Source organism: Frateuria sp. GZRR33 (assembly GCF_051900425.1).
Lineage (GTDB): Bacteria > Pseudomonadota > Gammaproteobacteria > Xanthomonadales > Rhodanobacteraceae > Frateuria_A.
Map to the genome: position 1 here is coordinate 15,257 of NZ_JBHZGK010000015.1, position 20,821 is coordinate 36,077.

At 65.4% G+C, this 20,821-nt stretch carries 17 protein-coding genes; 1 reads left to right on the forward strand and 16 read right to left on the reverse strand.

Annotated elements, in window-relative coordinates:
- Nucleotides 1–6 precede the first annotated feature (6 nt).
- The 9 genes from ACFWZU_RS15075 to ACFWZU_RS15115 all read right to left on the reverse strand — a co-directional run bounded on the left by ACFWZU_RS15075 (nucleotide 7) and on the right by ACFWZU_RS15115 (nucleotide 11,158).
- Nucleotides 7–768: an FkbM family methyltransferase gene (locus tag ACFWZU_RS15075; RefSeq protein WP_439702347.1), complete on the reverse strand. Its 762-nt coding sequence runs from the start codon at nucleotides 766–768 to the stop codon at nucleotides 7–9.
- Between the two features lie 40 nt (nucleotides 769–808).
- Entirely contained in the window at nucleotides 809–1,756 is a 948-nt protein-coding gene (locus ACFWZU_RS15080; RefSeq protein WP_439702348.1) for an NAD-dependent epimerase/dehydratase family protein, read from the reverse strand.
- Nucleotides 1,757–1,809: 53 nt separating this feature from the next.
- On the reverse strand, nucleotides 1,810–2,943 hold the full coding sequence (locus ACFWZU_RS15085) for a glycosyltransferase family 2 protein (protein ID WP_439702349.1): 1,134 nt from the start codon (nucleotides 2,941–2,943) through the stop codon (nucleotides 1,810–1,812).
- A gap of 28 nt (nucleotides 2,944–2,971) precedes the next feature.
- Nucleotides 2,972–4,207 (reverse strand): flippase, encoded by a 1,236-nt coding sequence (locus tag ACFWZU_RS15090; protein ID WP_439702350.1) that lies wholly within the window; start codon nucleotides 4,205–4,207, stop codon nucleotides 2,972–2,974.
- Between the two features lie 137 nt (nucleotides 4,208–4,344).
- On the reverse strand, nucleotides 4,345–6,363 hold the full coding sequence (locus ACFWZU_RS15095; RefSeq protein WP_439702351.1) for a hypothetical protein: 2,019 nt from the start codon (nucleotides 6,361–6,363) through the stop codon (nucleotides 4,345–4,347).
- Entirely contained in the window at nucleotides 6,360–8,402 is a 2,043-nt protein-coding gene (locus ACFWZU_RS15100) for a tetratricopeptide repeat protein (protein WP_439702352.1), read from the reverse strand. Before ACFWZU_RS15100 ends, ACFWZU_RS15095 begins: the two co-directional genes overlap by 4 nt.
- A 64-nt stretch (nucleotides 8,403–8,466) precedes the next feature.
- Nucleotides 8,467–8,937: a pilin gene (locus ACFWZU_RS15105; RefSeq protein WP_439702353.1), complete on the reverse strand. Its 471-nt coding sequence runs from the start codon at nucleotides 8,935–8,937 to the stop codon at nucleotides 8,467–8,469.
- A 332-nt stretch (nucleotides 8,938–9,269) separates the two neighbouring features.
- Nucleotides 9,270–9,713 (reverse strand): pilin, encoded by a 444-nt coding sequence (locus ACFWZU_RS15110; protein WP_439702354.1) that lies wholly within the window; start codon nucleotides 9,711–9,713, stop codon nucleotides 9,270–9,272.
- Nucleotides 9,714–9,802: 89 nt separating this feature from the next.
- Nucleotides 9,803–11,158 carry a hypothetical protein gene (locus tag ACFWZU_RS15115; protein WP_439702355.1) on the reverse strand — a complete coding sequence of 452 codons (1,356 nt, stop codon included), beginning with the start codon at nucleotides 11,156–11,158 and terminating at the stop codon, nucleotides 9,803–9,805.
- A gap of 124 nt (nucleotides 11,159–11,282) precedes the next feature.
- Here ACFWZU_RS15115 and ACFWZU_RS15120 point away from each other — a divergent pair, with 124 nt between their 5' ends.
- Nucleotides 11,283–13,394: a dipeptidyl-peptidase 5 gene (locus ACFWZU_RS15120; RefSeq protein WP_439702356.1), complete on the forward strand. Its 2,112-nt coding sequence runs from the start codon at nucleotides 11,283–11,285 to the stop codon at nucleotides 13,392–13,394.
- A 91-nt stretch (nucleotides 13,395–13,485) separates the two neighbouring features.
- Here ACFWZU_RS15120 and ACFWZU_RS15125 read toward each other — a convergent pair whose 3' ends face one another.
- From ACFWZU_RS15125 to miaB, 7 genes are all read right to left on the reverse strand, one after another.
- A complete protein-coding gene (locus ACFWZU_RS15125) occupies nucleotides 13,486–13,944 on the reverse strand; it encodes an REP-associated tyrosine transposase (RefSeq protein WP_439702357.1) in 459 nt (152 codons plus the stop codon).
- A 241-nt stretch (nucleotides 13,945–14,185) separates the two neighbouring features.
- Nucleotides 14,186–15,205, reverse strand: coding sequence for a magnesium and cobalt transport protein CorA (locus tag ACFWZU_RS15130; protein ID WP_439702358.1), 1,020 nt, complete (start codon nucleotides 15,203–15,205; stop codon nucleotides 14,186–14,188).
- 118 nt (nucleotides 15,206–15,323) lie between these two features.
- Nucleotides 15,324–16,520 carry a lipoprotein N-acyltransferase Lnb domain-containing protein gene (locus ACFWZU_RS15135; protein ID WP_439702370.1) on the reverse strand — a complete coding sequence of 399 codons (1,197 nt, stop codon included), beginning with the start codon at nucleotides 16,518–16,520 and terminating at the stop codon, nucleotides 15,324–15,326.
- Between the two features lie 148 nt (nucleotides 16,521–16,668).
- Nucleotides 16,669–17,526 (reverse strand): HlyC/CorC family transporter, encoded by an 858-nt coding sequence (locus ACFWZU_RS15140; protein WP_439702359.1) that lies wholly within the window; start codon nucleotides 17,524–17,526, stop codon nucleotides 16,669–16,671.
- A gap of 243 nt (nucleotides 17,527–17,769) precedes the next feature.
- Nucleotides 17,770–18,267, reverse strand: a complete 498-nt coding sequence (ybeY, locus tag ACFWZU_RS15145; protein ID WP_439702360.1) for an rRNA maturation RNase YbeY — start codon at nucleotides 18,265–18,267, stop codon at nucleotides 17,770–17,772.
- Nucleotides 18,268–18,272: 5 nt separating this feature from the next.
- Nucleotides 18,273–19,280, reverse strand: coding sequence for a PhoH family protein (locus ACFWZU_RS15150; RefSeq protein ID WP_439702361.1), 1,008 nt, complete (start codon nucleotides 19,278–19,280; stop codon nucleotides 18,273–18,275).
- Between the two features lie 124 nt (nucleotides 19,281–19,404).
- A complete protein-coding gene (gene miaB / locus ACFWZU_RS15155; RefSeq protein WP_439702362.1) occupies nucleotides 19,405–20,748 on the reverse strand; it encodes a tRNA (N6-isopentenyl adenosine(37)-C2)-methylthiotransferase MiaB in 1,344 nt (447 codons plus the stop codon).
- Nucleotides 20,749–20,821: the final 73 nt, after the last annotated feature.

Below are 20,821 nucleotides of genomic sequence, written 5' to 3' on the forward strand. Positions count from 1 at the left end.
AGTCGTCTAGACCCGGGCGACCAGGGTCAGTTCGGTACTGACCGCCTTTGTGGCGAAGCCCCGGGTCGCCTGCCCGAACAGGGCCGTGCATCCCGGCCTGATTTGTTCGTGCAGCTCGATGACGATGTTGTCGACCTGGCCGACCCAGTCCGCCGCGTCCTCGAGCACCTCCATTTCCGCGCCCTCGATGTCCATCTTGAGCAGCGAGATGCGATCCGCGCCGCCGAGGGCGGCCAGGCTGCGGACACGGTAGCCGCGGACGGCGGAGCCCGCCGCGGAGGACTCGCCGGAGGTGCCGACCCGGTAGGCCCACTCGTTTGCATCGGCCGAAAGGATGCCAACCGGTTCATCGCGGTGCCAAAGCGCGCCGTGAATGCAACGGATCTGTTTGTAGGCCCGGGTATTGGCTCGGAGAAGCTCGAAGTTACTCGCCTCCAGCTCCACGGCAAGGATCTGTGCCATGGGATGGCGCGCGGCGATGAACAGGCTGGTCAACCCAATGTTGGCGCCCGCATCGATCACGAAGCCGAGCTCGTCGGGAATGGCTTCGATGATCTGGTATTCCTTTTCGATGAATACTTGCCTGAAGACGTTCAGATCGCTCGAATTCAAGCGCAGGTACAGCGGATGCGGCGACCAGTGGCGCGCGACACGCACCGGCTTCTTGTCTCCGGTCAAAAGCGCCAGTGCCGCGTACCAGAGGCCGCTCGCGCCGAATATGCGGAGGTACAGAGAGAGCGACCGGAATGGATGTTTGGGTAGCTTCAAGAGGTCACCTGATGCGCGCGCCTGAGGTTTCTGGTCAATGTCAGTTGTCGCTCTCGGTCGAGCTGAGGACCGCGTCGCGGTTCTCGCAGAACCAGGCCCAGGTGCTCGCCAGGCCTTCACGCAGCGATACCCGCGGCTCGAACCCGAGGGTCGCGGCGGCCTTGTCGAAACGAGCGAAATTGCGTCCGACCTCGCCGGGGCGGGAGGGGAGGCGGATGATCGGGTGCCCGGGCTGGCCAGCCACTTCGCTGACCAGGGCGGCAAGCGCGTTTACGCTCGTCTCTACGCCCGAAGCGATGTGGAATACCTCGCCCGGGGCGATATCCTGGCTCAACGCTTTGCTTATTCCCCTGCACAGATCATCGACGTGCAGATAGTCGCGTGTTGCCGTGCCCTCTCCGTAGATCGTGATCGGCTCCCCTCTCATGAGAGCTTTCATGAAGCGGGTTATCGCTCCTTTCTTGTGCGCGCTGAAGGGGCCGTAGATGTTTGCGAAGCGCAAGGCGACCGTGCGCAAGCCGTAGCTTTTGGCATAGGCGTGGCAGTAGGCCTCGCCGCACAGTTTGCTTGCGCCGTAAGGGGAAATGGGGCGGGGCAGCGAGCCCTCGTCAACCGGAGGTATGGCATCTCCGATCAGCGCGCCTCCGGTGGATGCGAATACCACTCGCTCGACCTTCTGCAGGCGGCAGGCCTCCAGGACGCACTGGGTGCCGAACGCGTTGATGTCGAAGTTGGCCGTCGGATCGCCGACCGATTCGACCACCGACCCGTAGGCCGCCAGGTGCACGACCGCCCGCGCACCGCGCAGTGCGCTGCCGAGCGCTACCGGGTCGCGGATATCCCCTTCGAACACCGCGACATGCTCGGGAAGGGCGTCCCGGTTGCCCCGCGAAAAGTTGTCGAACACCGCCACGGACGTAGCAGGTAGCGCGCGCAGGAGGTTGCTGCCAATGAATCCCGCACCCCCGGTCAAGACGATTTCGGCCATGTATGGTCTCTATGGAATAAGTGGCGACGTCTCGGTTCGAACGCGCCATAGTTTCAACCGCGGAGCTTCCAGCGCAAGGGTGTCGGTAGGCTGCGTATCGCCGCATGTTTCCTGCGCGAGGCAGGATGCAGGGAAACCAGGGCCCAGTAGGTGGGCGATCGGTAGGCAACGCGCGTCACGCACAGAACCAGCGCCGCAAGGAGCTCGCCGGCGGAATACGGGTGAAGCCGAAAAAGCGGTGAGCGCCTGAAGAGCTGAAAAGTCTTCCATCCATAGGGAGCCGCCTTCAGACAGAAGACGTACCACCGTGCGGAGAGGTGCCGGCTAGCTTCAGGGCGGTCGTCGAGCAAGGTGGAGAGACGCGTCAACCAGGCCTCGGTATCCACGACGTCCTCCCAGGTTTCCGGCTTCTCCTCGGTCCATAGCCGGCTCTGCAGGTAGACCTCGCGGTCGCTCGGCCGGATGCCCACGTCCTCGAGGGCCATTCGGCATACCTGCATGGCAGCCGAGTACCGCCTTGCTGCATGGCGCGAGCTGATCTGCTCTCCATGTACGCGCTTGAGCAGGAGCACATCAGGCAGATTGCGCATGCGCGCGACTTTCGCCAGGCGCACCCATAGGTCGTAGTCGGCTGCCGGCACCCGGTCTGCCCGGTATCGCTCCTGTCGAAGCAACCCGCTTTTCATCATCACGGTAGGGTGCATGACTGACCATTCGAAGAGGAGGCTCAGCTTGATCTGCGCGTCCCCCATGGCGGTTCCCGTGACACGGGGGCGCCGTGCGGGAAATTCCACGAAGGCGCTGCCACAGAGGTCCACTTCGCCGTGATCGAGGGTCTCCACCTGGATCGCGAAACGATCGGGTGTCGCGATATCGTCCGCGTCCATGCGGGCGATGTATTCGCCGCGCACTTCCGGTACCAGGCGATTGAGGCTTTCCGGCAGGCCCAGATTGCGCTCGTTGCGAAACAACCGTATCCGCCGATCCCGCCGGGCCAGGTCCTGAAGCGCCTCCCAGGTACCGTCGGTGGAGGCGTCGTCCACGATGAGGAACTCGAAATCTCCGAAGCTCTGGCCGAGGATGCTGTCCGCGGCGTCTTGGAGATAGGTACGAACGTTGTGTGTGGCCATCAGCACGGACACGCGCGGCGGCGCCGGCTCACTGGTCGTATCCTGCCTGTCCGTCATGTTCGCCGTCGCCCAATAGATAGCCGGGCTACCTGCCCATGGCGCTCGGCCGCAGGGACAGCGTTCGCCTGATCCAGATCCAGAGCAAAGTATTCCACAAGATCAGGCTGACAGCGGTGGCGCAGGCCGCTCCGTTCGCTCCGAACGGAGGAATGAGAATGGCGTTGAGGACCGTGTTCGTGACCAGGGCGATGCCGACGCCTCGGGTCGTCAGCTTCTCGTGCCCGGTCATGTTCAGAAGCAGGGCCGTGGGCCCGGCGAAGACGTTGAACAACTGGGCCACGGTCAGCAGTTGCAGGGCCGTTGCGCCTTCGAGAAAGGCCGTCCCGTACAGGGCGCGCATCAAGGAAGGTGCGAAAAGGACGAACGCGCAGGCGATGGGGAGGGTGGCCAGGAATACGCGGCGCCCCGAGGCGGACAGCAAACGCTGGAGCTTCTCTCTGTCTCCCTGCTGGTGGTACTGCGCCATCCGGGGGGCAATGACGGTGTTGCTGGCAAAAAGCACAAACGAAACCAGTTCCGCCATGCGGCTGGCGAGCGAATAGACGCCTGCCGCACCCGGTCCGACCAGCATGCCCAGCATGATCAGGTCGATCCTGCTGGTGAGCAGGTACAGCATGCCGATCCACATGAACGAGACCGCCTGGCGCGTGCTGGCCAGCCCCGGTCTGGCGCAGCCGTCGCCCGGAGCGGACCGGCGCAGGAGGGCATCGGTGATCAGCACGCCCACGATCACCGAAAGGGTCATCATCGACGTGACGTCGATCGCGGTGATTGCTCCCCGGGCGCGCCATAGCACCAGCAGCGCACCAAGCATCACGGTCGGAGCCAGCAGCAGTTGCGGCCATTGACTGGCGACGAACTTTCCGCGTACCTGCAGCAGGGAAGTCCGGATGTTGGCCAGGTTGGTCAGCAGCGGCAGCGGTGCCGCGATCAGGAACAGCAACGGGTCGACCGAAGGCGCCCAAAGCCATGCGGCTGCAAGCATGCAAGCGATGGCTCCCAGGCCCGCCAGCCACGTCCTCTGCGTGGCCCAGCGCAACAGCCAACCCACCGATTCCGGCTGCCTGGAGCCTTCCCTGATCAGGTACTGGGGATAGCCCAGGCCCGCGGGTACCGTGAGGACGGTACTCCACGCGATGACGTAGGCGTAGGCGCCGTAGCCATCCGGACCCAGTGCCCGCGCGTACAGCAGGCTTGCCAGGAACGCGACGAACAGGGAGCCACCCTTCAGCGAGGCGGTGGCGGCGGCCGATCGCACCATCCTGCCTCGTTGGCTGGCAGGATGGAGATCGTCCCGAAGGGTCTGGATCAGTTGGCGAAGTGGCATCTGGGAGTTCGGGTCAAGACCTGGGCGGCCCCAGCGATGCGAGGCCGCGCCAGGGGACCGGTCGTTCGACCTCAAAGGTGCGCGTTGCCATCTGCAGCTTTCAGCGCCGGCAACGCACGCAACTCCGCCAACGAGGCGTCCAGGCGACCGCCCACGTTGAGCTGTTCCAGTTGCCGGTAGGTGGCTTGAGCGCCTTGCCCGTCACCCCGCGCCGCAAGCATGCGGATGAGCGTGATCAGATAGGCAGGTTCCCCGGGCGATGCCTCGGTCGCAGCAGCAGCCATGCGCAAGCCGAGATCGTGATCGCGCAGGACGTTCCAGGCATAGTCGGCGTAGCTGGCCAGCAGTCTCGCGCTCGGCCTCGGGTGGGACAGCGCGGCCGTGAAAGCCGCAACCATCCGCTGCTTGGGCAAGTCGCAGAAACCCTCGCGTGCGCATTGCGTCAGAGCTCCCAGCGAGCTTTCGTCCTGTACCCCCGGCTTGTGCGCCCGCAGTTTGCCGATCAAGCTGTCCCACCACGCATCCTTGATGGGCAGATGCATGCGTGCATTCATGAAGATGAGGGCTTGCTCGGGCAGGATCGAGCTGTCGGGAAGCTTCATGGAACGCTCGAGAGGCGCATAGGCTTCGCGCGTAAAGATCGACGCCGGGTCGTAGTGCGAATAGATGATGTAGGTGCGCCCCAGCTCGTACTGGGCGCGTGGGGATGCGGGGGCGCGTGCGGCCAGCTCCACTGCCAGGCTCAGCGGATCGCCCCAGGCCTTTGCCGTCTGTACCGTCTGGGCTGCCCATAGCAGCATGAGCCCGCCCAGCAGCACGTATCGTGGCAGAGCCAGCGGCAAGGGGCGGTCGAACGCAATGGCGCCGGTGCGGTCGATCGCGGTCGTTCCCGGCTGCCCGCTCTTTTGGCTTGGCGCGGCGAGTAACGGGACCAGCGCCAGCAGCAAGCCGAAGCTGGCGAAGTAATTCCGGTGCTCGTAAATGAGCTCGAGCGGCAGGATGGTGCCCGTGAGGAGGTGGCATCCCAGGTAGAGGGCCAACCCGAGCGACACCAGGGGACGTCGACGACGCTGGCTCCAGATGCCGATGACCAGTGCGCCAAGAAAGAGGATGCTGGAGAGCGTGGTCCAAGGGGTCAGCCAGCCGGTCGAGACACGGAAGTCATCGTGATAGAACGACAGCGCCCCCGGTGTGGGCAGCAGGGTCCAGCCGATGTAGTCGGTGACGATGCGCGCTTCGCTGAGCAGACGGCTGCCGAGGGTGAAGTCGCGCGTCGCCCAGGCGGATGCTCTGAGCAGGCCTGGTAACAGCCACGCCAGCCCTGCCAGCAGCGGAACAACGAGCACGAGGATGAAAAACAGGACAAGCCCGCGGTGCTTGCGGCGGTCAACCTGCGCCTCGGCGCGCGCGAAGCGGAACACGAACCACTCGATGAGGAAGGCGTACAGCGGCAACATCACTGCCGTTTCCTTGACGAGCAGCCCGATGGCCGCCGGTATCAGCATGCTGGCGATGCAGAGCGGAAGACCGCGCCGGCCGGCCATCATGCGACGTCGGCCGGTAACGTAACCGAGCAAGCCCGCCAGCACGAACAGGTTGGCCAGGCTCTCCATCCGCTGGACGATATACAACACCGCTGTCAGGTTTATTGGCAGCAACATCCAGGCGCATGCAACGAGTGCCGCCACCAACCCTGGATCCCGACGGGGGCTTTGCTCGGTGGCTGTTTGCGCAAGGGAGCGGAGCAAGGCCGCGGACAGCAGATAGACGAGCCACCCGTTGAGCAAGTGGATGGCCAGATTGGTGAGCTTCCACGTAAGGGGATGCAGACCGGCCACCAGGTAGTTGGCAGCGAAGCTCAGCGAGGCGAGTGGCCGCTTGAACTCGCTCGCTGGCGAGGACAGGGCTGCACGGGTCAGGCTGGAGAGGCTCGCGTCGGTGATCTGCAGGTTGTGGTTGTCGACGATGTTCGGGTAGTCGTCAAACAGGAAGCCACCGGAGAGGCCCGGCCAGTACACCGCGGTGCACAGAACGAACGCGATGACCATCAGCCATGCGCTGCGGTCTCGAAGGCGGGAGAGGAGGCTCATCCGGAGGGGGCTTGGCTACTGTGAAGGTCCTGGAGCAGTGTATCCCGCAGGCGTGCCAATTCCCGCGGCCAGTAATTCTGGCGGGCCAACACGTAGGCGTGCAGGCGCCCCATGTTCCAGCCGGATGCTTTGGTTGGACGCGGAAGGGATCGGAAATAGTCCAGATGGGCGAGCCCTTGCGCAGGGAAGCCGGCCGCTCCGAGTTCTGCCGCCTGGCTGAGCGCAAGGCTTTCACGCGGCTGCTCCCGCAGGCCGGCGTTGAACAATGACAGGGCCTGCGCCGGCTGTCCCTGCTTGATCGCAATGCGGCCGAGCAAATAATAGATGTCCTGCTGCCGCCCATGGTTGCTGACAAGCCGGGGATTCTGTCTTGCGGCGAGCAGAAGGCGTTTGATCTCGGGCAGATCCAGCGCCGGGCATCCGCCGGAACCCGCCTGATTGATGGCTCGGCCGAACCAACTGGTGAGCAAGGTGCCCATATCGCGGGTGGTAGCCAACGCGTGTTCGGCCGATGCAAGCGCTGGGGTGTCGAGGTTGCCCTCGGCGCACCGGGCAGCGAGCAGGTTCAAGGCGAGTTGTACCTGGTCGGGAGCGAGCCGCAGGGCTGGCTCGAGGCGCCGGATGGCAAGCCGAGGGTGGCCGGCACTCATTTCCGCTTGAGCTGCGAAGGCCTGCGCTCGTGCCGAAGTCGGGTTCAGGCGTGCCCATAGGAGAGCCTGGTCATGGGCGTTGCCCCATAGACTCGCCCGGGCCCAGGTCATGGCCAGCAAGACACCCAGGCAGGCGACCGCCAGGAGCACCCTGGTGCGCGGCCAGGTGGACCGCGCCGGAAGGATGCCGGAGGGTTGCCTCGTGGCCGGGGTGGCATCGCATAACCACAACGCCAGCGGCCAGAACATCAGCAGCGCAGGCAGGTAGTTGCGGTGCTCGAAGAACAGCTCCAGGGCGATGGTGCTGGACTCGATCGACTGCCCGACGAAGAAGAAGGCGATGGCGGTCGCAAGCGCCGGCCAACGGTTGCGGCCTTTCCATGCGAAGACGATCAGCGCCCCCACAAGCACGAGCGAAGGCAACGTCGTCCAGGGGTGCAGCAGAGAGGTCGACGCCCCGACCTGATCATTGAACAGGCCGGGGGTGAACGGCGTTGGCAACCACAGCATGTGCAGGTAGGTGAGCAGCACGCGCGGCTCGGTAAGCAGCCGCTGCCCCAGCGTCCAGGGGCGTGTGTCGGAGATGCCAACCGTCAGGCCGTGCCATCCGGCCTGGACCAGGTACGCGATGATCACCCATGTCGGCAGCCAGGCGAACAACAGCATCAAGCGGTCGTAGCTCGACGGCGGAGCTGCGCGATGCGAGGCGCGCTCACACGGGCGCAGAAGCACAAATTCGAGCGTGAGCGCCAGGGCAGGCAGGAGGATGCCGTTGGCCTTGCTCAGCACGGCCAGGACGGTGCAGATGCCCAAGCCGGCAACGATCCAGGTCGATCCTTGCCACAAGGCGTGCTCCGCGACCTTTTCCCTGCCCCGCAACCAGGCCAGCAGCCCGAGCAGCGTGAACGTGGCGGGCAACATCGCCTCACGCTGGACGATGTAGAGCGTTGTCGAGACGAAGAGCGGATGCGCCATCCAGAAGCTGGCGCCCAGGACAGCAGCCGCATCGACGCGCTTGCTGCTTCGCCCTGCCCGGGGCGTGATCGCAGTGCCCAGCCGGCGTAGCAGGAGGAACAGCAACACGCCGTTCAAAAGATGGATGAGGAGATTGGTTCGCTTGAAGGGGTAGGGGTTTGCGGGCCAGTCGCACGCGTCCAGCAGGAATGAGAGCAGGGCGATCGGCCGCCCGGTGGGGTCGGCGGTGCCTGAAGTCACGTAGCGGAAGAACGTGTCCCATCGCGTGATGGGGCCTGTCGCACCCAGCGAAGGCAGGTTCGCGAAATCGTCGAACAGGAACCCGCCGTGCAGCCCCGGCTCATAGGCGAGCGCGGCCAGAAGCACCGTGCAACACAGCAACAGCCAGGGGGCCAGGCGGATATTTCGGGTCATTGTTCCGGGCCAAAAAAGAAGGGCCGCATGGCGGCCCTTCTTGTTATTGCACGAACCAGTGGAATTACGAATTGCGGCAGGAGGCCGGCAGGTACTTGTCCTTGACCTTGGTGCCGTCGCCCTTGCAATGCCACTCGACCGAACCGGCGTGGGTGATCGGAGACAGCGTCAGAGTCGCGTCGTCGCCCTTGATCGCCGTATTGGCCTTGTCGCCATCGTAGGAAGCAACGATCTGACCGGCATCGCCATTCTTGCCATCCGAGCCGACACCCACCTGGCTGACGTACTGACCGTTGATGCTGCTGGCGGTCGACAGGCCCGCCGAAGCATTGCTGTCTGGCAGACGACCGGTATTGGTGTAGAACTCGGCCACGGCGGTCTTGGCGCCATCGGCCAGCGACATGCCTTCGGACACCTGCGTGCGGATCACGTAATCCTGGTAGGCCGGGATCGCGATGGCCGCCAGGATGGCGATGATGGCGATCACGATCATCAGTTCGATGAGGGTGAAGCCCTTCTGGATGCTCTTCTTCATGATGGTTCCTCGTTCTTTGCTGGTTAGCTAACCGGTTTTGATGCCCCCTGAGCCCCGGTCCCGGATCCCCCTAGGCGGAATCGGACCCCACGTACGCGGTCAGGAACGACCAGGAAGCTCGCGGTGTACGAAGCAGTTTGCGTGCCACGCTCACTGCTTCTTTATTGCCGCATAGCTGCAGGCCGGGCGATTGTGCACGTCGTCACGAATGTCTACAACCCGTCTGTTTGCCGTAGTGCCCGGTTGAAGAATCGTGACAGGGCTGGCATCTGGCGGCTCTGCCTAAAAGCGGCACCTAGTGCCAAAGTTTGTCAAGGGTACGTCTCTAGCCGTCAGCGGCGGCACGACGCGGGCAGGTACTTCCCCGGTAGGGTTGTCCCCGATCCGCTGCAGGTCCAGGCGATGCTGCCGGCATAGGTGACCGGCGACAGGACCAGCTCGGCGCTGTGGATCTGGATGTTGGCTTTGGGCCCCTGGAACGCCACGTCGATCTTGCCCCCGGTGACATCGACGCTGGACACGTAACTTCCGTTGATCGAGGCGGCGTTCGCCAGGCCGGCCGATGTGTTGTTGGGTGGAAACCGGCCGGTGTTGGAGATGAAGTCCCATACGGCCGATTTGGGGCCCGTGGAAAGGCTGAGTCCCTCGGATACCTGGGCGCGGATGGCGTAATCCTGGTACGCGGGTATCGCGATGGCAGCCAGGATGGCGATGATCGCAATCACGATCATCAACTCGATCAGCGTAAAGCCGCCGGCACGTCGAATCGTTCGCATGGAAGTCCCCTGTTGGTCGTCCGAGCGAGGCAGGTTTTATACCAAACGGGTCGGCGGATCGGCCCGGCTTGATCGAGTTGTGATTGGTGTCACGTACCGTCGTGTCCGCTTGCCTCTGCGCGATATCTCCATACCGCACTGCAGGTTAGCCAGATGGCCCAAAGCGCCAGCAGTATCTCGATGGGGCGGAACGGGATCGAATACCGGGGTTCGGCCTGCAGCACCGTGTACACCAGGGTGACGTAGATCGTGAGCACACCCGCCAAATGCAGGGATGGCGGTAGTTCGCGGCGGCGCATGGCCATGGCGAACCATCCGACCAGCAAGGCCCCGAACAGGAACGGATTCAGGGCCTTGCACATTGCCGCGAGCGCCCTGAGCGCGCCGTTCTCGAGAAACGGGGAGTGACGTGTGGGATAGACATAGATGTCGCCCTGTCCCATCCGGATGTCCCACCCCCAGAAGAGCCAGGGCTTGCTCGCGTACCAGGCGGCATAGTGAAGCGGCTTTCGCCCCATGCGGCCCAGGATCGCTTGCAACCCCTGCAACGGTTCCCGTTGCAGCAGGGTCGTTTCGCGGTCGATCGCCCCCAGTGCGGCGGCCGCGTTCGGGTCGTGCCGGGAAGCGCCGCGGTAGGCGGCGTGATAGTTGGGCCACGACCCTTGGTCGAGATTGATCAGCGCCCGTCCGCTCGACGAAGGCGAAGGGGGCAACAGCGCCCCCCGCACCTGCCAGGCGCCACAGAACAACACAGGGAAGATGAGCAACCCCAGTGCCGTGCGTCGGTTGATCCGGCGGCAGGCGAGCAGCCAGCAGACCCCCAAGGGGACCAGGGGGATGAGCACCGCGTTGCTCAGTGCGGCCATGGTCAGGACGGCGGTTCCACCGATGGCGTGTGGCACGCTGCCCTTGTCCAGCCCCCAACCGGTCCATGTGAGACCGGCGACCGCGAGGAATCCGACCCAGGACTCGCTCAGGATGAAGCTGTTGATCGCAACGCTGTGTGGCCACAGCGCCATCAGGACCCCCGCGGCGGCGAGCCACGGCAGCGGCATCCAGCGCCGTGCCATGAACATGCCCAGCGGCACGGCCAGCCCGCTTAGTATCGCCTGGCTCAAGAGCACGGCGGCATACCAGCGGGTCCAGTCGGGCCAGACTTTCATCCAGGCGGCGAGAAACAACGGATAGCCGGGGTCCCTGAAGCTGTCCGCGGGAGGGGGCGTCCCGGTTTCCGGCGCCATTGAGAACACGTGGTAACGGACGAGATTGCGTGCGTAGGCGTAGTACTCCACGCCGTCGCCCCGCACGTGTTGTTGATCGTCTACCGGCTGAAGCACCTGGGCGTGTATGACGTAGTGCAGGCGCACGCCCAGCGAGAGCGCCGTTATAAGCACAAGCAGGGCGGGCCACATCCAGTGGCGTGCGCGTGCGTCGGGCAAGGACATGGTGCTTCGCAGGCCTTTTGGAGAGCTGGGGCGCGTGAATGGTACTGGCGAAGGCTCGCATCGGTTGCGTCTACCTGCCAGCCCGCTTAAGTTGCGGGTTTCGCCTTCAACCAAGGGAAACTCCATGAAGCCGCTGTTCGCCGCGCTTGCACTGGGCCTGCTCGCCACACCGGCGCTGGCCGTCGACCTGGAAACCCACACCCCGCACCCGTTCAACGTGCGCGACCTGGTGATGATGGATCGGGTCAGCGACCCGCAGCTGTCACCCGATGGCCGCTATGCCGCCTTCGGCGTGCGCAGCACGGATTACGCCGCCAACAAGGGCATCAACGCGATCTACGTGCTGGACCTGAAGAAGGGCAGCGAGCCGGTCAAGGTGGTGGACAAGGGCAGCGCGGCGCGCTGGGCGGCCGACGGCCACAGCCTCTATTACATGGCCGCGGCCGACGGCATCTCGCAGCTGTGGCGCGTGGACCTGGGCACGGGCGACAAGCTGGACCTGGCCGGGCACCCGGCCGCGGTCCAGGTCAGTCACGGCGTGCTGGACCTGGGCGGCTACAAGCTTGCGCCCGATGGCAAGAGCGTGCTGCTTTCCTACGAGGTCTATACCGACTGTGCGGACCTGGCCTGCACCAAGGAACGCGTCGACGGCCGCGAGAAGAACAAGGCGACCGGCACCGTCTACGACAAGCTGTTCGTGCGCCACTGGGACACCTGGGCCAACGGGCGCCGCAACCAGCTGTTCATCGCCCACTTCGACGGCCAGGGCATGTTGCCGGCCGAGCCGACCCTGCTCAGCCGCGGCATCGACGGCGACATTCCCAGCAAGCCTTTCGGCGACGAGAGCGAGTTCGCCTTCTCGCCGGATGGCCGTACGGTCTACTTCGACGTGCGCATCGCCGGCACCAGTGAGCCCTGGTCGACCAATTTCGACCTCTACCGCGTGCCGGCCGATGGTTCTTCCGCGCCGCAGAATCTGACCGAGGCGAACAAGGCGTGGGATGCCTATCCCGTGCCTTCGCCGGACGGCAGGACGCTTTACTACCTGGCCATGAAGGAGCCGGGCTTCGAGGCCGACCGCTTCGCGGTCATGGCGATGGACCTGCAGAGCGGCGCCACGCGCGAGATCGATCCGCAGTGGGACCGTTCCGCCGGCGCGCTCACGATCGCCGACGACGGCAAGACGCTCTATGCCACCGCCGACGACGAGGGCCAGCACCCCCTGTTCGCCATCGACGCGGCCAGCGGCAAGGTGACCAAGCTGGTGGGCGAAGGCTCGGTGGGCGGCTATTCGCTCCAGAACGGCAAGCTGTTGCTGGCGCGCGATGACCTCAAGCATCCGGTCGACCTCTACCTGACCGACGCCAACGGCCGCGGCCTCAAGCAGGTGACGCACTACAACGCCGAGCGGCTGAAGAACGCCAGGACGGGTGACTTCGAGTTCTTCACCTTCAAGGGCTGGAACAACGAAACCGTGCAGGGCTACGTGGTCAAGCCGGTGGGTTACAAGCGCGGGCAGAAGTACCCGGTCGCCTTCATCATCCACGGTGGCCCGCAGGGCGCGATGACCAACGACTGGAGCTATCGCTGGAACCCGCAGACCTACGCCGGGCAGGGCTTTGCGGTGGTGACCGTCAACTTCCACGGTTCCACCGGCTACGGCCAGGCGTTCACCGACTCGATCTCGGGCGACTGGGGCGGCAAGCCGCTGGACGATCTCAAGGCCGGCTGGAAGGCCGCGCTGGACAAGTACAGCTTCCTCGACGGCGACAACGCCTGCGCGCTGGGCGCCAGCTACGGCGGCTACATGGTCTACTGGATCGCCGGCGTGTGGAACCAGCCGTGGAAGTGCCTGGTCGACCACGACGGCGTGTTCGATGCGCGGATGATGTACTACGCCACCGAGGAGCTCTGGTTCGAAGAGAAGGAGAACGGCGGTACGCAGTTCGACCACCCGGAGAACTACGAGCGCTTCAACCCGATCAACCACGTCAAGGATTGGCGCGTGCCGATGCTGGTGGTGCACAGCGGAAACGATTTCCGCATCCCGATCACCCAGGGCCTGGGCGCCTTCACCGCGCTGCAGCGCCAGGGCATCCCGAGCGAGTTCCTGACCTTCCCGGAGGAGAACCACTGGGTGCTCAAGCCGCAGAACAGCGTGATGTGGCACGAGACGGTGAATGCGTGGCTGAAGCGGTGGACGTCGAAGGATGGCGGCGATACCGCCAGGCACTGAGTCCTGGAAGCGGCGGCCCTTCGGCCGCCGTTTTCTTTGTAGGAGCGCACTTGGGCGCGACACGTAGCCCTGCTCAGGGAATGCACCCCCGCTACAGCCACACGCAGTCCCAATAGGGATAGTCGCAAACGTGCGAAACCAGGCCCGAGCGTACCGGGTTGCCAATGATGTACCGGGCGGTGGCGCGAAGAGCGTCCTCCTGCCGCAACGCGCGGTCATGGAAACCCGGCGCCCAGACTCGCGCGGCGGAATGCTCCGCCTGTAATCGTCTGCCGACGCCGGCTTTTATGCGATTCATGACTCGCGACAAGTCGTCCTGGCATCCCAGTTGCACTAGCCCGTGCCAGTGATCAGGCATGAACACCCAGCACAATAGCGTCGCATCGCTCCGGCATTCGTCGCTGATCATGCAGCGACAAGCCGTGCGCGCGTGTCCGGGATCAAGGAAGAAGGGGATGCGTTGCCTCGTGACAGTCGTAAGCAGATAGACCTGATGTGGCAAGGATTTGCGTCCGACGCGTAGCGCACGATGTCCAGAGCTGCGAGGCATGTCCGCAGCATGCGGTCGCGCCACGAACCAAGCAGCCGTCGGATGCTGATTTTCCTGTGGGCCGAAACCGTGTGAGCCGCCTATGGCTTCTTGCAGGAGCGTATGCGGGTGCGGCCAACATTGTGACCGTGAAGATTGTGGTCGCGCCCAAGGGCGCTCCTACAGATTCAATCTTCCCAACTCGCAGCGCACCCAACGCCCGATTTGCAGGCGCGCCATGGGCGCGCGATCGGAAAACGGCCTACAGCCACTTGACGCGTTTCAGCCAGGTATAGATCCCGCCCACCACACCCGCCACCAGCACGATCACCAGCGGGTACGCCCACGGCTTGTCCAGCTCGGGCATGTGGCTGAAGTTCATGCCGTACCAGCTGGTGATCAGGGTCGGCGCGGCCAGCAGTGCGGCGTAGCCGGCGAGGCGCTTCATCACTTCGTTCTGGCCGAAGGTGACCAGCGACAGGTTCACGTTGATCGCGGCGGCCAGCATCTCGCGCATGGCGCTGATCGACTCGTTGACGCGGGTCACGTGGTCGTAGACGTCACGGAAATAGGGGCGCAGGTCGTCGGGAATCAGCTGCGGGTGCATGCGCACGAGCTGGTTGGTGATGTCCTGCAGGGGGGCGACGGCCAGGCGCAGCGTGGTCAGGTCGCGTTGCATGTCGTAAAGGCGACGCACGGTGCTGCGCTTGAACGTCTCGGCGAAGATGTCCGCTTCGAGCCGGTGCAGCTCCTCGCGGAAGTCGCGGACGATCGGCAGCATGTTGTCCACGATGAAGTCCAGCACGCCGTACAGGCCGTAACTCGGCCCGTTCTGCATCAGCTCGCGTGCCTGTTCGCAGCTGCGGCGTGCCGGCGCATAGGACAGTGAGGCGCCGTGGCGGACCGTCACCAGGTAGCGCTCGCCGAAGAAGATCTGCGTTTCGCCGAAGGCCAGGTTGCCATCGACGACCTGCGCCGTCTGCACCACCAGGAACAGCGAATCGCCGTAGGCCTCCAGTTTCGTGCGCTGGTGTGCCTTGTGTGCGTCTTCGACCGCGAGATCGTGCAGATCGAATTCCTCCTGCAGCTTGAGCAGCAAGGGGGCATCGGGTTCGTGCAGGCCGACCCAGACGAAGGTGCCGGGTTCCTGCAGCACGTCGCTGATCGCGTCGAGCGTGACGTCGCCGATGCGGGTGCCGTCGCCGCGGTAGGCGATGCAGTTGACCACCATGCCGTTGTGGGCATGGAGCGACGCGGGTGCGGGCGAGCTGGACGAGGTCATCTCCGCATCATGCGCGGTGGTCGGGCACGAGGCAATTGCGCGGGCCCGGCCCGTGGATCAGGTCCGTCCGCGAGCGGCATTCGCAGAGTGCAGATGGCGCTCGCGCACAGGTGCGCTCCTACAAGGGGCGCCTCGCGCGGAGCGCCCAGGCCATCGCCAGCCACGCCGGCATCGCGAAGAGCAGCCAGGGTTGGTTCTGCTGGACGGTGCCGGGGAGCAGGTGCAGCAGCACGGCGGCCAGCAGGGCGAGCAGTTGCAGCACGAGCACGGCATCGGCCAGGCGAGAGGCGGGCAGGCCGCGCCTGGCGCGCCACGCCGATGGAAGCAGAGCCATCGCGAGCGGGTTGAAAAGCAGCAGGTTGGCGTTGGCCCAGGCCGCGTGATGCGTGGTCAGGAGCCACAGGAAGAGCAGCCCGATGCCGGTCACGCCGGCGAACAGCAGGTAAAGCGTGCCGAGCAGGCTGAAGCCGGCCGGCCAGGACCGGCGCGCGAGCAGCAGCACGATGGCCAGCGCCAGGCCTGCGAGGGCGAGCGGCAGCCGCAGGTCGGGCGCCGTCGCCGGCGGCGTGTCCAGGCGATTGGGTGAAATCAAAGCGGTGCCGGCCACCAGCGGGCGCGCACCCTGCGCGCCGGCGAGCTGCACGCTGGCCAGCTGCTGCGAGAGCACGGATGGCAGGAAGCTTTCCTGCCACGTGTTGAGTGGCTGGTCGGCGTAAGGTCCGAGGCCCAGATCGAGCAGCAGCATCAGCCACGGTTGCGCGCTCATCAGGCGGGCGGTCTGCTGGCGGTAGGTCATCCCGCCGGGGCGGCGGGTGAGCTGGGCCTTGAGCACGCCCCCGAGCGCGCGGTCCAGCGCGTCGCGCACGCGGGTGGTGCAGTTGTCGACGTAGTAGTCGTAGTCGTAACGGGCGTTTTCCGGGCGCAGGTTCCAGAGCAGGAAGTCACGCAGTGCGGACGCCTGCTCCGGCGTGAGATCCAGTTGCTGGCGGGTGACCGAGCGGCCGGCCTGGATGTACCAGCTCTGGTCCAGCGTGGTGGGCGCGGCATCCATCAGGTAGTGCATGCGGCCGCGCGCGAAGTTGAGCAGGAAGCCGCTCTCGTCGAAGTCGAACACGCCGTAGTTGAAGTTGTACGCCTCGCCGCTGACCGTATCGCGCAGCTCGATGGCGTCGTGCCCGAAGCGTTCCCAGTAGGTGTCGCCGGGGCCGTAGGTGATCAGCGAAACCTGGAGGTTTGCTCCCGGGGCGTTGGCGACGCCGGCGCGGGCGGGGACGGGGAGGGCAAGGGCAAGCAGCGAGGCCAGAAAGCACAGCAGCCAGAGCTTGCCGGCGAAAAGGCGGGATCCCTCCCCAACCCTCCCCTGTACGCAGGGGAGGGGGCGGGGCGCGGCGAGCCTCGGGCTCCTCACCCTGCGCGCAGGGGGAAGTCGGGAGGGGGCAAGGAATGTACGGCCGAAGAACAATTCAGGCATCGGCGGACTGCCGGTTCACCCGGAACTGCTGCACGCGCCGGTCGTCGGCCTCCGTGACGATGAAGAGGTAGCCGCCGAAGACCACTTCCTCGCCCACTTCGGGCAGATGCCCGAACTCCGCGGTCGCCATGCCGCCGACGGTGTCGAACTCCTCGTCGGAGAAGCTCGCGCCCGTCTGTTCATTGAAGTCGGCGATCGGGGTCAGCGCGCTGACCATCCAGCCACCGCCGCCGGGCAGTTCGTGCATCAGGCTCGGCTCGTCCTCGTCATCGTGTTCGTCGTCGATCTCGCCGACGATCTGTTCGAGCACGTCCTCGATGGTGATCAGGCCGGCGACACCGCCGTATTCGTCGACCACCAGCGCCATGTGGTTGCGCGAGCGGCGGAACTCGGCGAGCAGCACGTTCAACCGCATGGACTCGGGGATCAGCACTGCCGGGCGCAGCAGCAGCGCGAGGTCGAAGCCCTCGGCGTCGCCGAAATACTTGAGCAGGTCCTTTGCCAGCAGGATGCCGATGATCTCGTCCTTGTCCTCCCCGTGCACGGGGAAGCGCGAGTGGCCCGAATCGACCACCTTGGCAAGGATCTCGGGCAGCGAGGCGCCGGCGGGGATCATCACGATCTGCGCGCGCGGCACCATGACGTCGTCGACGCTCAGCTCGGTGACCTTGAGCGCACCCTCGACCATGGTGAGGGTGTCGTTGGAGAGCAGGCCGTTGGCCTGGGCTGCGCGCAGTTCCTCGATCAGTTCGTCGCGGTTGCGCGGTTCGCCGGAAAACAGATGGCCCAGGCGATCCCACCAGGAGCGGTGGGGGGCCGGGCCATTGGTACTGCCAGGGTCGTCGTTCATCAACTCAAGGAAGAGCGGCCCGTGAAGGGGCGGAAAGCCGGAGTCTAGCGGAAAAAACGTGGAGATTCAGGGCACAAGCGGGCGGGTATCGCTGCATGAACCTGGCACGCCACGCCTGTCCGTAGGAACGCACCCTGTGCGCGACTGCCGGACCGTATCGCGGTCGCGCACGGGTGCGCTCCCGGCGTCCGTGCAGGTCAGCTGTTCCTGCCGAGGGCCTGTCCCGACGCTGCGCGAGGGGCGTCATTGCGGGGCGTAGGGGTCAGCAATACCCAGCGTGGCCAGGATCCGCGTCTCCAGCGCCTCCATCACCTCCGCTTCGGCATCCTCGATATGGTCGTAGCCAAGCAGATGCAGCGTGCCGTGCACAGTCAGGTGCGCCCAGTGGTCGCGCGGTTTCTTGCTCTGTTCCGCCGCCTCGCGGGCGACCACCGGGGCGCAGATGGCGAGATCGCCGATCAATGGGAGATCCACGCCCGGCGGCAGTTCGGCGGGGAAGGAAAGCACGTTGGTCGCGTAGTCCTTGCCGCGGTAGCCGCGGTTGAGCGCCTGGCCTTCGTCGGTGTCGACGATGCGGATGGCGACCTCCGCCGGCTTGCGTCGCCTGGCGCCCTGAAGCGCCGCCGCCACCCACTGGCGGAAGCTGGCCGGCGAGGGCACGCCGGCACGGGGCACGGCATAACTCACGGATAGCCGGGGAGCGGGCAGGGCGATGGCAGCCGGACGGGGGCGCCTGGCCATGGCACTCACGCCGCGCCGCCTTTTTTCCCTGCGCCCTGGTCCTCGCTCGCCTGCTCGAACGCCTCGTATGCGCGCACGATCTTCGCCACCAGGGGATGGCGCACCACGTCGCGCGAGGTGAAGAAGGTGAAGCTGATGCCGTCGACGCCGCGCAGTACTTCGATCGCGTGGCGCAGGCCCGAGCGGACGTGGCGGGGCAGATCGATCTGGCTGACGTCGCCGGTGATCACCGCGACCGAGCCGAAGCCGATGCGCGTGAGGAACATCTTCATCTGCTCGACGGTGGTGTTCTGCGCTTCGTCGAGGATCACGTACGAATCGTTGAGCGTGCGACCGCGCATGTAAGCCAGCGGCGCGATCTCGATCACGTTGCGCTCCATCAGCTTGGCGACCTTTTCGAAGCCGAGCATCTCGTACAGCGCGTCGTAGAGCGGGCGCAGGTAGGGGTCGACCTTCTGGCTGAGGTCGCCCGGCAGGAAGCCGAGCTTCTCGCCGGCCTCCACCGCCGGCCGCACCAGCAACAGGCGCTGCACGCGGTTGGCTTCGAGCGCTTCCACTGCGCTGGCGACCGCCAGGTAGGTCTTGCCGGTACCGGCCGGGCCCACGCCGAAGTTGATGTCGTGGGTGGCGATGGCGTGCAGGTAGCGGGCCTGGCTCGCGCCGCGGCCCTTGATCACGCCGCGCTTGACCTTGATCGTTACTTCCTGGGCGCCCTCGGCCGCCTCGTCGACCATTGCGTCGATGCCCGACTCGGCCAGCTGCAGATTGATCTGCGCGCCGGTGAGGGTTTCCTTTTCGGTGGCGGCGTAGAGCGCGCGCAGCACCTTTTCGGCGGCACGTGCGGGGGGTTCTTCGCCGATCACCTTGAACAGGTTGCCGCGGTGGTCGATCTCGACGCCGAGGCGCAACTCGATCTGGCGCAGGTGCTCGTCGAACGGGCCGCACAGGTTGGCCAGCCGGGCGTTGTCTTCCGGGTCGAGGGCGAAGTCGCGTTCGTTGAGGCCGTTGGTCATGGGGTTCCGTGGGTTGGCTCCTCCTCCTGCGTGCAGGGGGAGGCCGGGAGGAGGTTGTCCCTCCGCAGTGGAAGAGCACCCCTCCCCAACCCTCCCCCGCAGGCAGGGGAGGGAGTGGTGAGGTTCAGGCGGTCACTTCTTCGGTCAGGTGCACGCGCCCGCGCAGCGAGTTGGTCATGGCCTCGGTGATCTGGACGTCGATGAACTGGCCGATCAGGCGCGCGTTGCCGGGAAAGTTCACGAACCGCATGTTCTCGGTGCGGCCGGTGAGCTCGTTGGGATTCTTGCGGCTGGGCTTTTCCACCAGCACGCGCTGCACGGTGCCGACCATGGCCTCATTGATGATCCGCGCATTGTCGTTGATCTTCGCCTGCAGCCGCGACAGGCGCGCATGCTTGACTTCCGGCGGCGTGTCGTCGGCGAGGTTCGCCGCCGGCGTGCCCGGACGGGCGGAGAAGATGAAGGAGAAGCTCTGGTCGAAGCCGACGTCCTCGATCAGCTTCATGGTCTTCTCGAAATCGTCGTCCGTCTCGCCGGGGAAGCCCACGATGAAGTCCGAACTGATGCAGATGTCCGGGCGCACCGCGCGCAGCTTGCGGATCTTCTGCTTGAACTCGAGCGTGGTGTAGCCGCGCTTCATGGCCGCCAGGATGCGGTCGGAGCCGGCCTGCACGGGCAGGTGCAGGAAGTTGGCCAGCTTGGGCACGCTCGCATAGGCCTCGATCAGCGAGTCGGAGAACTCCAGCGGGTGCGAAGTGGTGAAGCGGATGCGGCCGATCGATTCGATCTGCGCGATGGCATGGATCAGTACGGCCAGGTCCGCGACGCCACCGTCGTGCATCGGACCCTGGTAGGCATTGACGTTCTGCCCCAGCAGGGTCACTTCGCGTACGCCCTGTTCGGCCAGTTGCGCCACTTCCACCAATACGTCGTCGAACGGCCGGCTGATCTCGGTGCCGCGGGTGTAGGGCACCACGCAGTAGCTGCAGTACTTGGAGCAGCCTTCCATGATCGAGACGAAGGCGGTCGGGCCTTCGGCGCGCGGCTCCGGCAGGCGGTCGAACTTCTCGATCTCGGGGAAGGAGATGTCCACCTGCGGCTTGCCGGTCTCGCGCTTGGCCTCGATCAGCTCGGGCAGGCGGTGCAGCGTTTGCGGGCCGAACACCAGGTCGACGAACGGCGCACGCTTGATGATCGCCTCACCCTCCTGCGAGGCCACGCAGCCGCCGACGCCGATCAGCACCGGCTTGCCGCCCTGCTTGTGCTCCTTCCAGCGACCGAGCTGGCTGAACACCTTTTCCTGGGCCTTCTCGCGGATCGAGCAGGTGTTGATCAGGATGACGTCCGCCTCGGATTCGTCCTGGGTCAGTTCCAGGCCGTGCGAAGCCTTGAGCACGTCTGCCATCTTGGCCGAGTCGTACTCGTTCATCTGGCAGCCGTGGGTCTTGATGAAAAGTTTGCCGCTCATGGGCTGGTCTACCGTTTGCCTGGGCGCCAGCCGGGGATGGGCGCCGAACCGCACAGTTTACGCGGGTGGGTTT

Bases quoted from the DNA above. Each gene is read 5' to 3' on its own strand.
- ACFWZU_RS15080 (WP_439702348.1), bottom strand. From the start codon at position 1,756: ATGGCCGAAATCGTCTTGACCGGGGGTGCGGGATTCATTGGCAGCAAC.
- ACFWZU_RS15085 (WP_439702349.1), bottom strand. From the start codon at position 2,943: ATGACGGACAGGCAGGATACGACCAGTGAGCCGGCGCCGCCGCGCGTG.
- ACFWZU_RS15090 (WP_439702350.1), bottom strand. From the start codon at position 4,207: ATGGTGCGATCGGCCGCCGCCACCGCCTCGCTGAAGGGTGGCTCCCTG.
- ACFWZU_RS15095 (WP_439702351.1), bottom strand. From the start codon at position 6,363: ATGAGCCTCCTCTCCCGCCTTCGAGACCGCAGCGCATGGCTGATGGTC.
- ACFWZU_RS15100 (WP_439702352.1), bottom strand. From the start codon at position 8,402: ATGACCCGAAATATCCGCCTGGCCCCCTGGCTGTTGCTGTGTTGCACG.
- ACFWZU_RS15105 (WP_439702353.1), bottom strand. From the start codon at position 8,937: ATGAAGAAGAGCATCCAGAAGGGCTTCACCCTCATCGAACTGATGATC.
- ACFWZU_RS15110 (WP_439702354.1), bottom strand. From the start codon at position 9,713: ATGCGAACGATTCGACGTGCCGGCGGCTTTACGCTGATCGAGTTGATG.
- ACFWZU_RS15115 (WP_439702355.1), bottom strand. From the start codon at position 11,158: ATGTCCTTGCCCGACGCACGCGCACGCCACTGGATGTGGCCCGCCCTG.
- ACFWZU_RS15120 (WP_439702356.1), top strand. From the start codon at position 11,283: ATGAAGCCGCTGTTCGCCGCGCTTGCACTGGGCCTGCTCGCCACACCG.
- ACFWZU_RS15125 (WP_439702357.1), bottom strand. From the start codon at position 13,944: ATGCCTCGCAGCTCTGGACATCGTGCGCTACGCGTCGGACGCAAATCC.
- ACFWZU_RS15130 (WP_439702358.1), bottom strand. From the start codon at position 15,205: ATGACCTCGTCCAGCTCGCCCGCACCCGCGTCGCTCCATGCCCACAAC.
- ACFWZU_RS15140 (WP_439702359.1), bottom strand. From the start codon at position 17,526: ATGAACGACGACCCTGGCAGTACCAATGGCCCGGCCCCCCACCGCTCC.
- ybeY (WP_439702360.1), bottom strand. From the start codon at position 18,267: ATGGCCAGGCGCCCCCGTCCGGCTGCCATCGCCCTGCCCGCTCCCCGG.
- ACFWZU_RS15150 (WP_439702361.1), bottom strand. From the start codon at position 19,280: ATGACCAACGGCCTCAACGAACGCGACTTCGCCCTCGACCCGGAAGAC.
- miaB (WP_439702362.1), bottom strand. From the start codon at position 20,748: ATGAGCGGCAAACTTTTCATCAAGACCCACGGCTGCCAGATGAACGAG.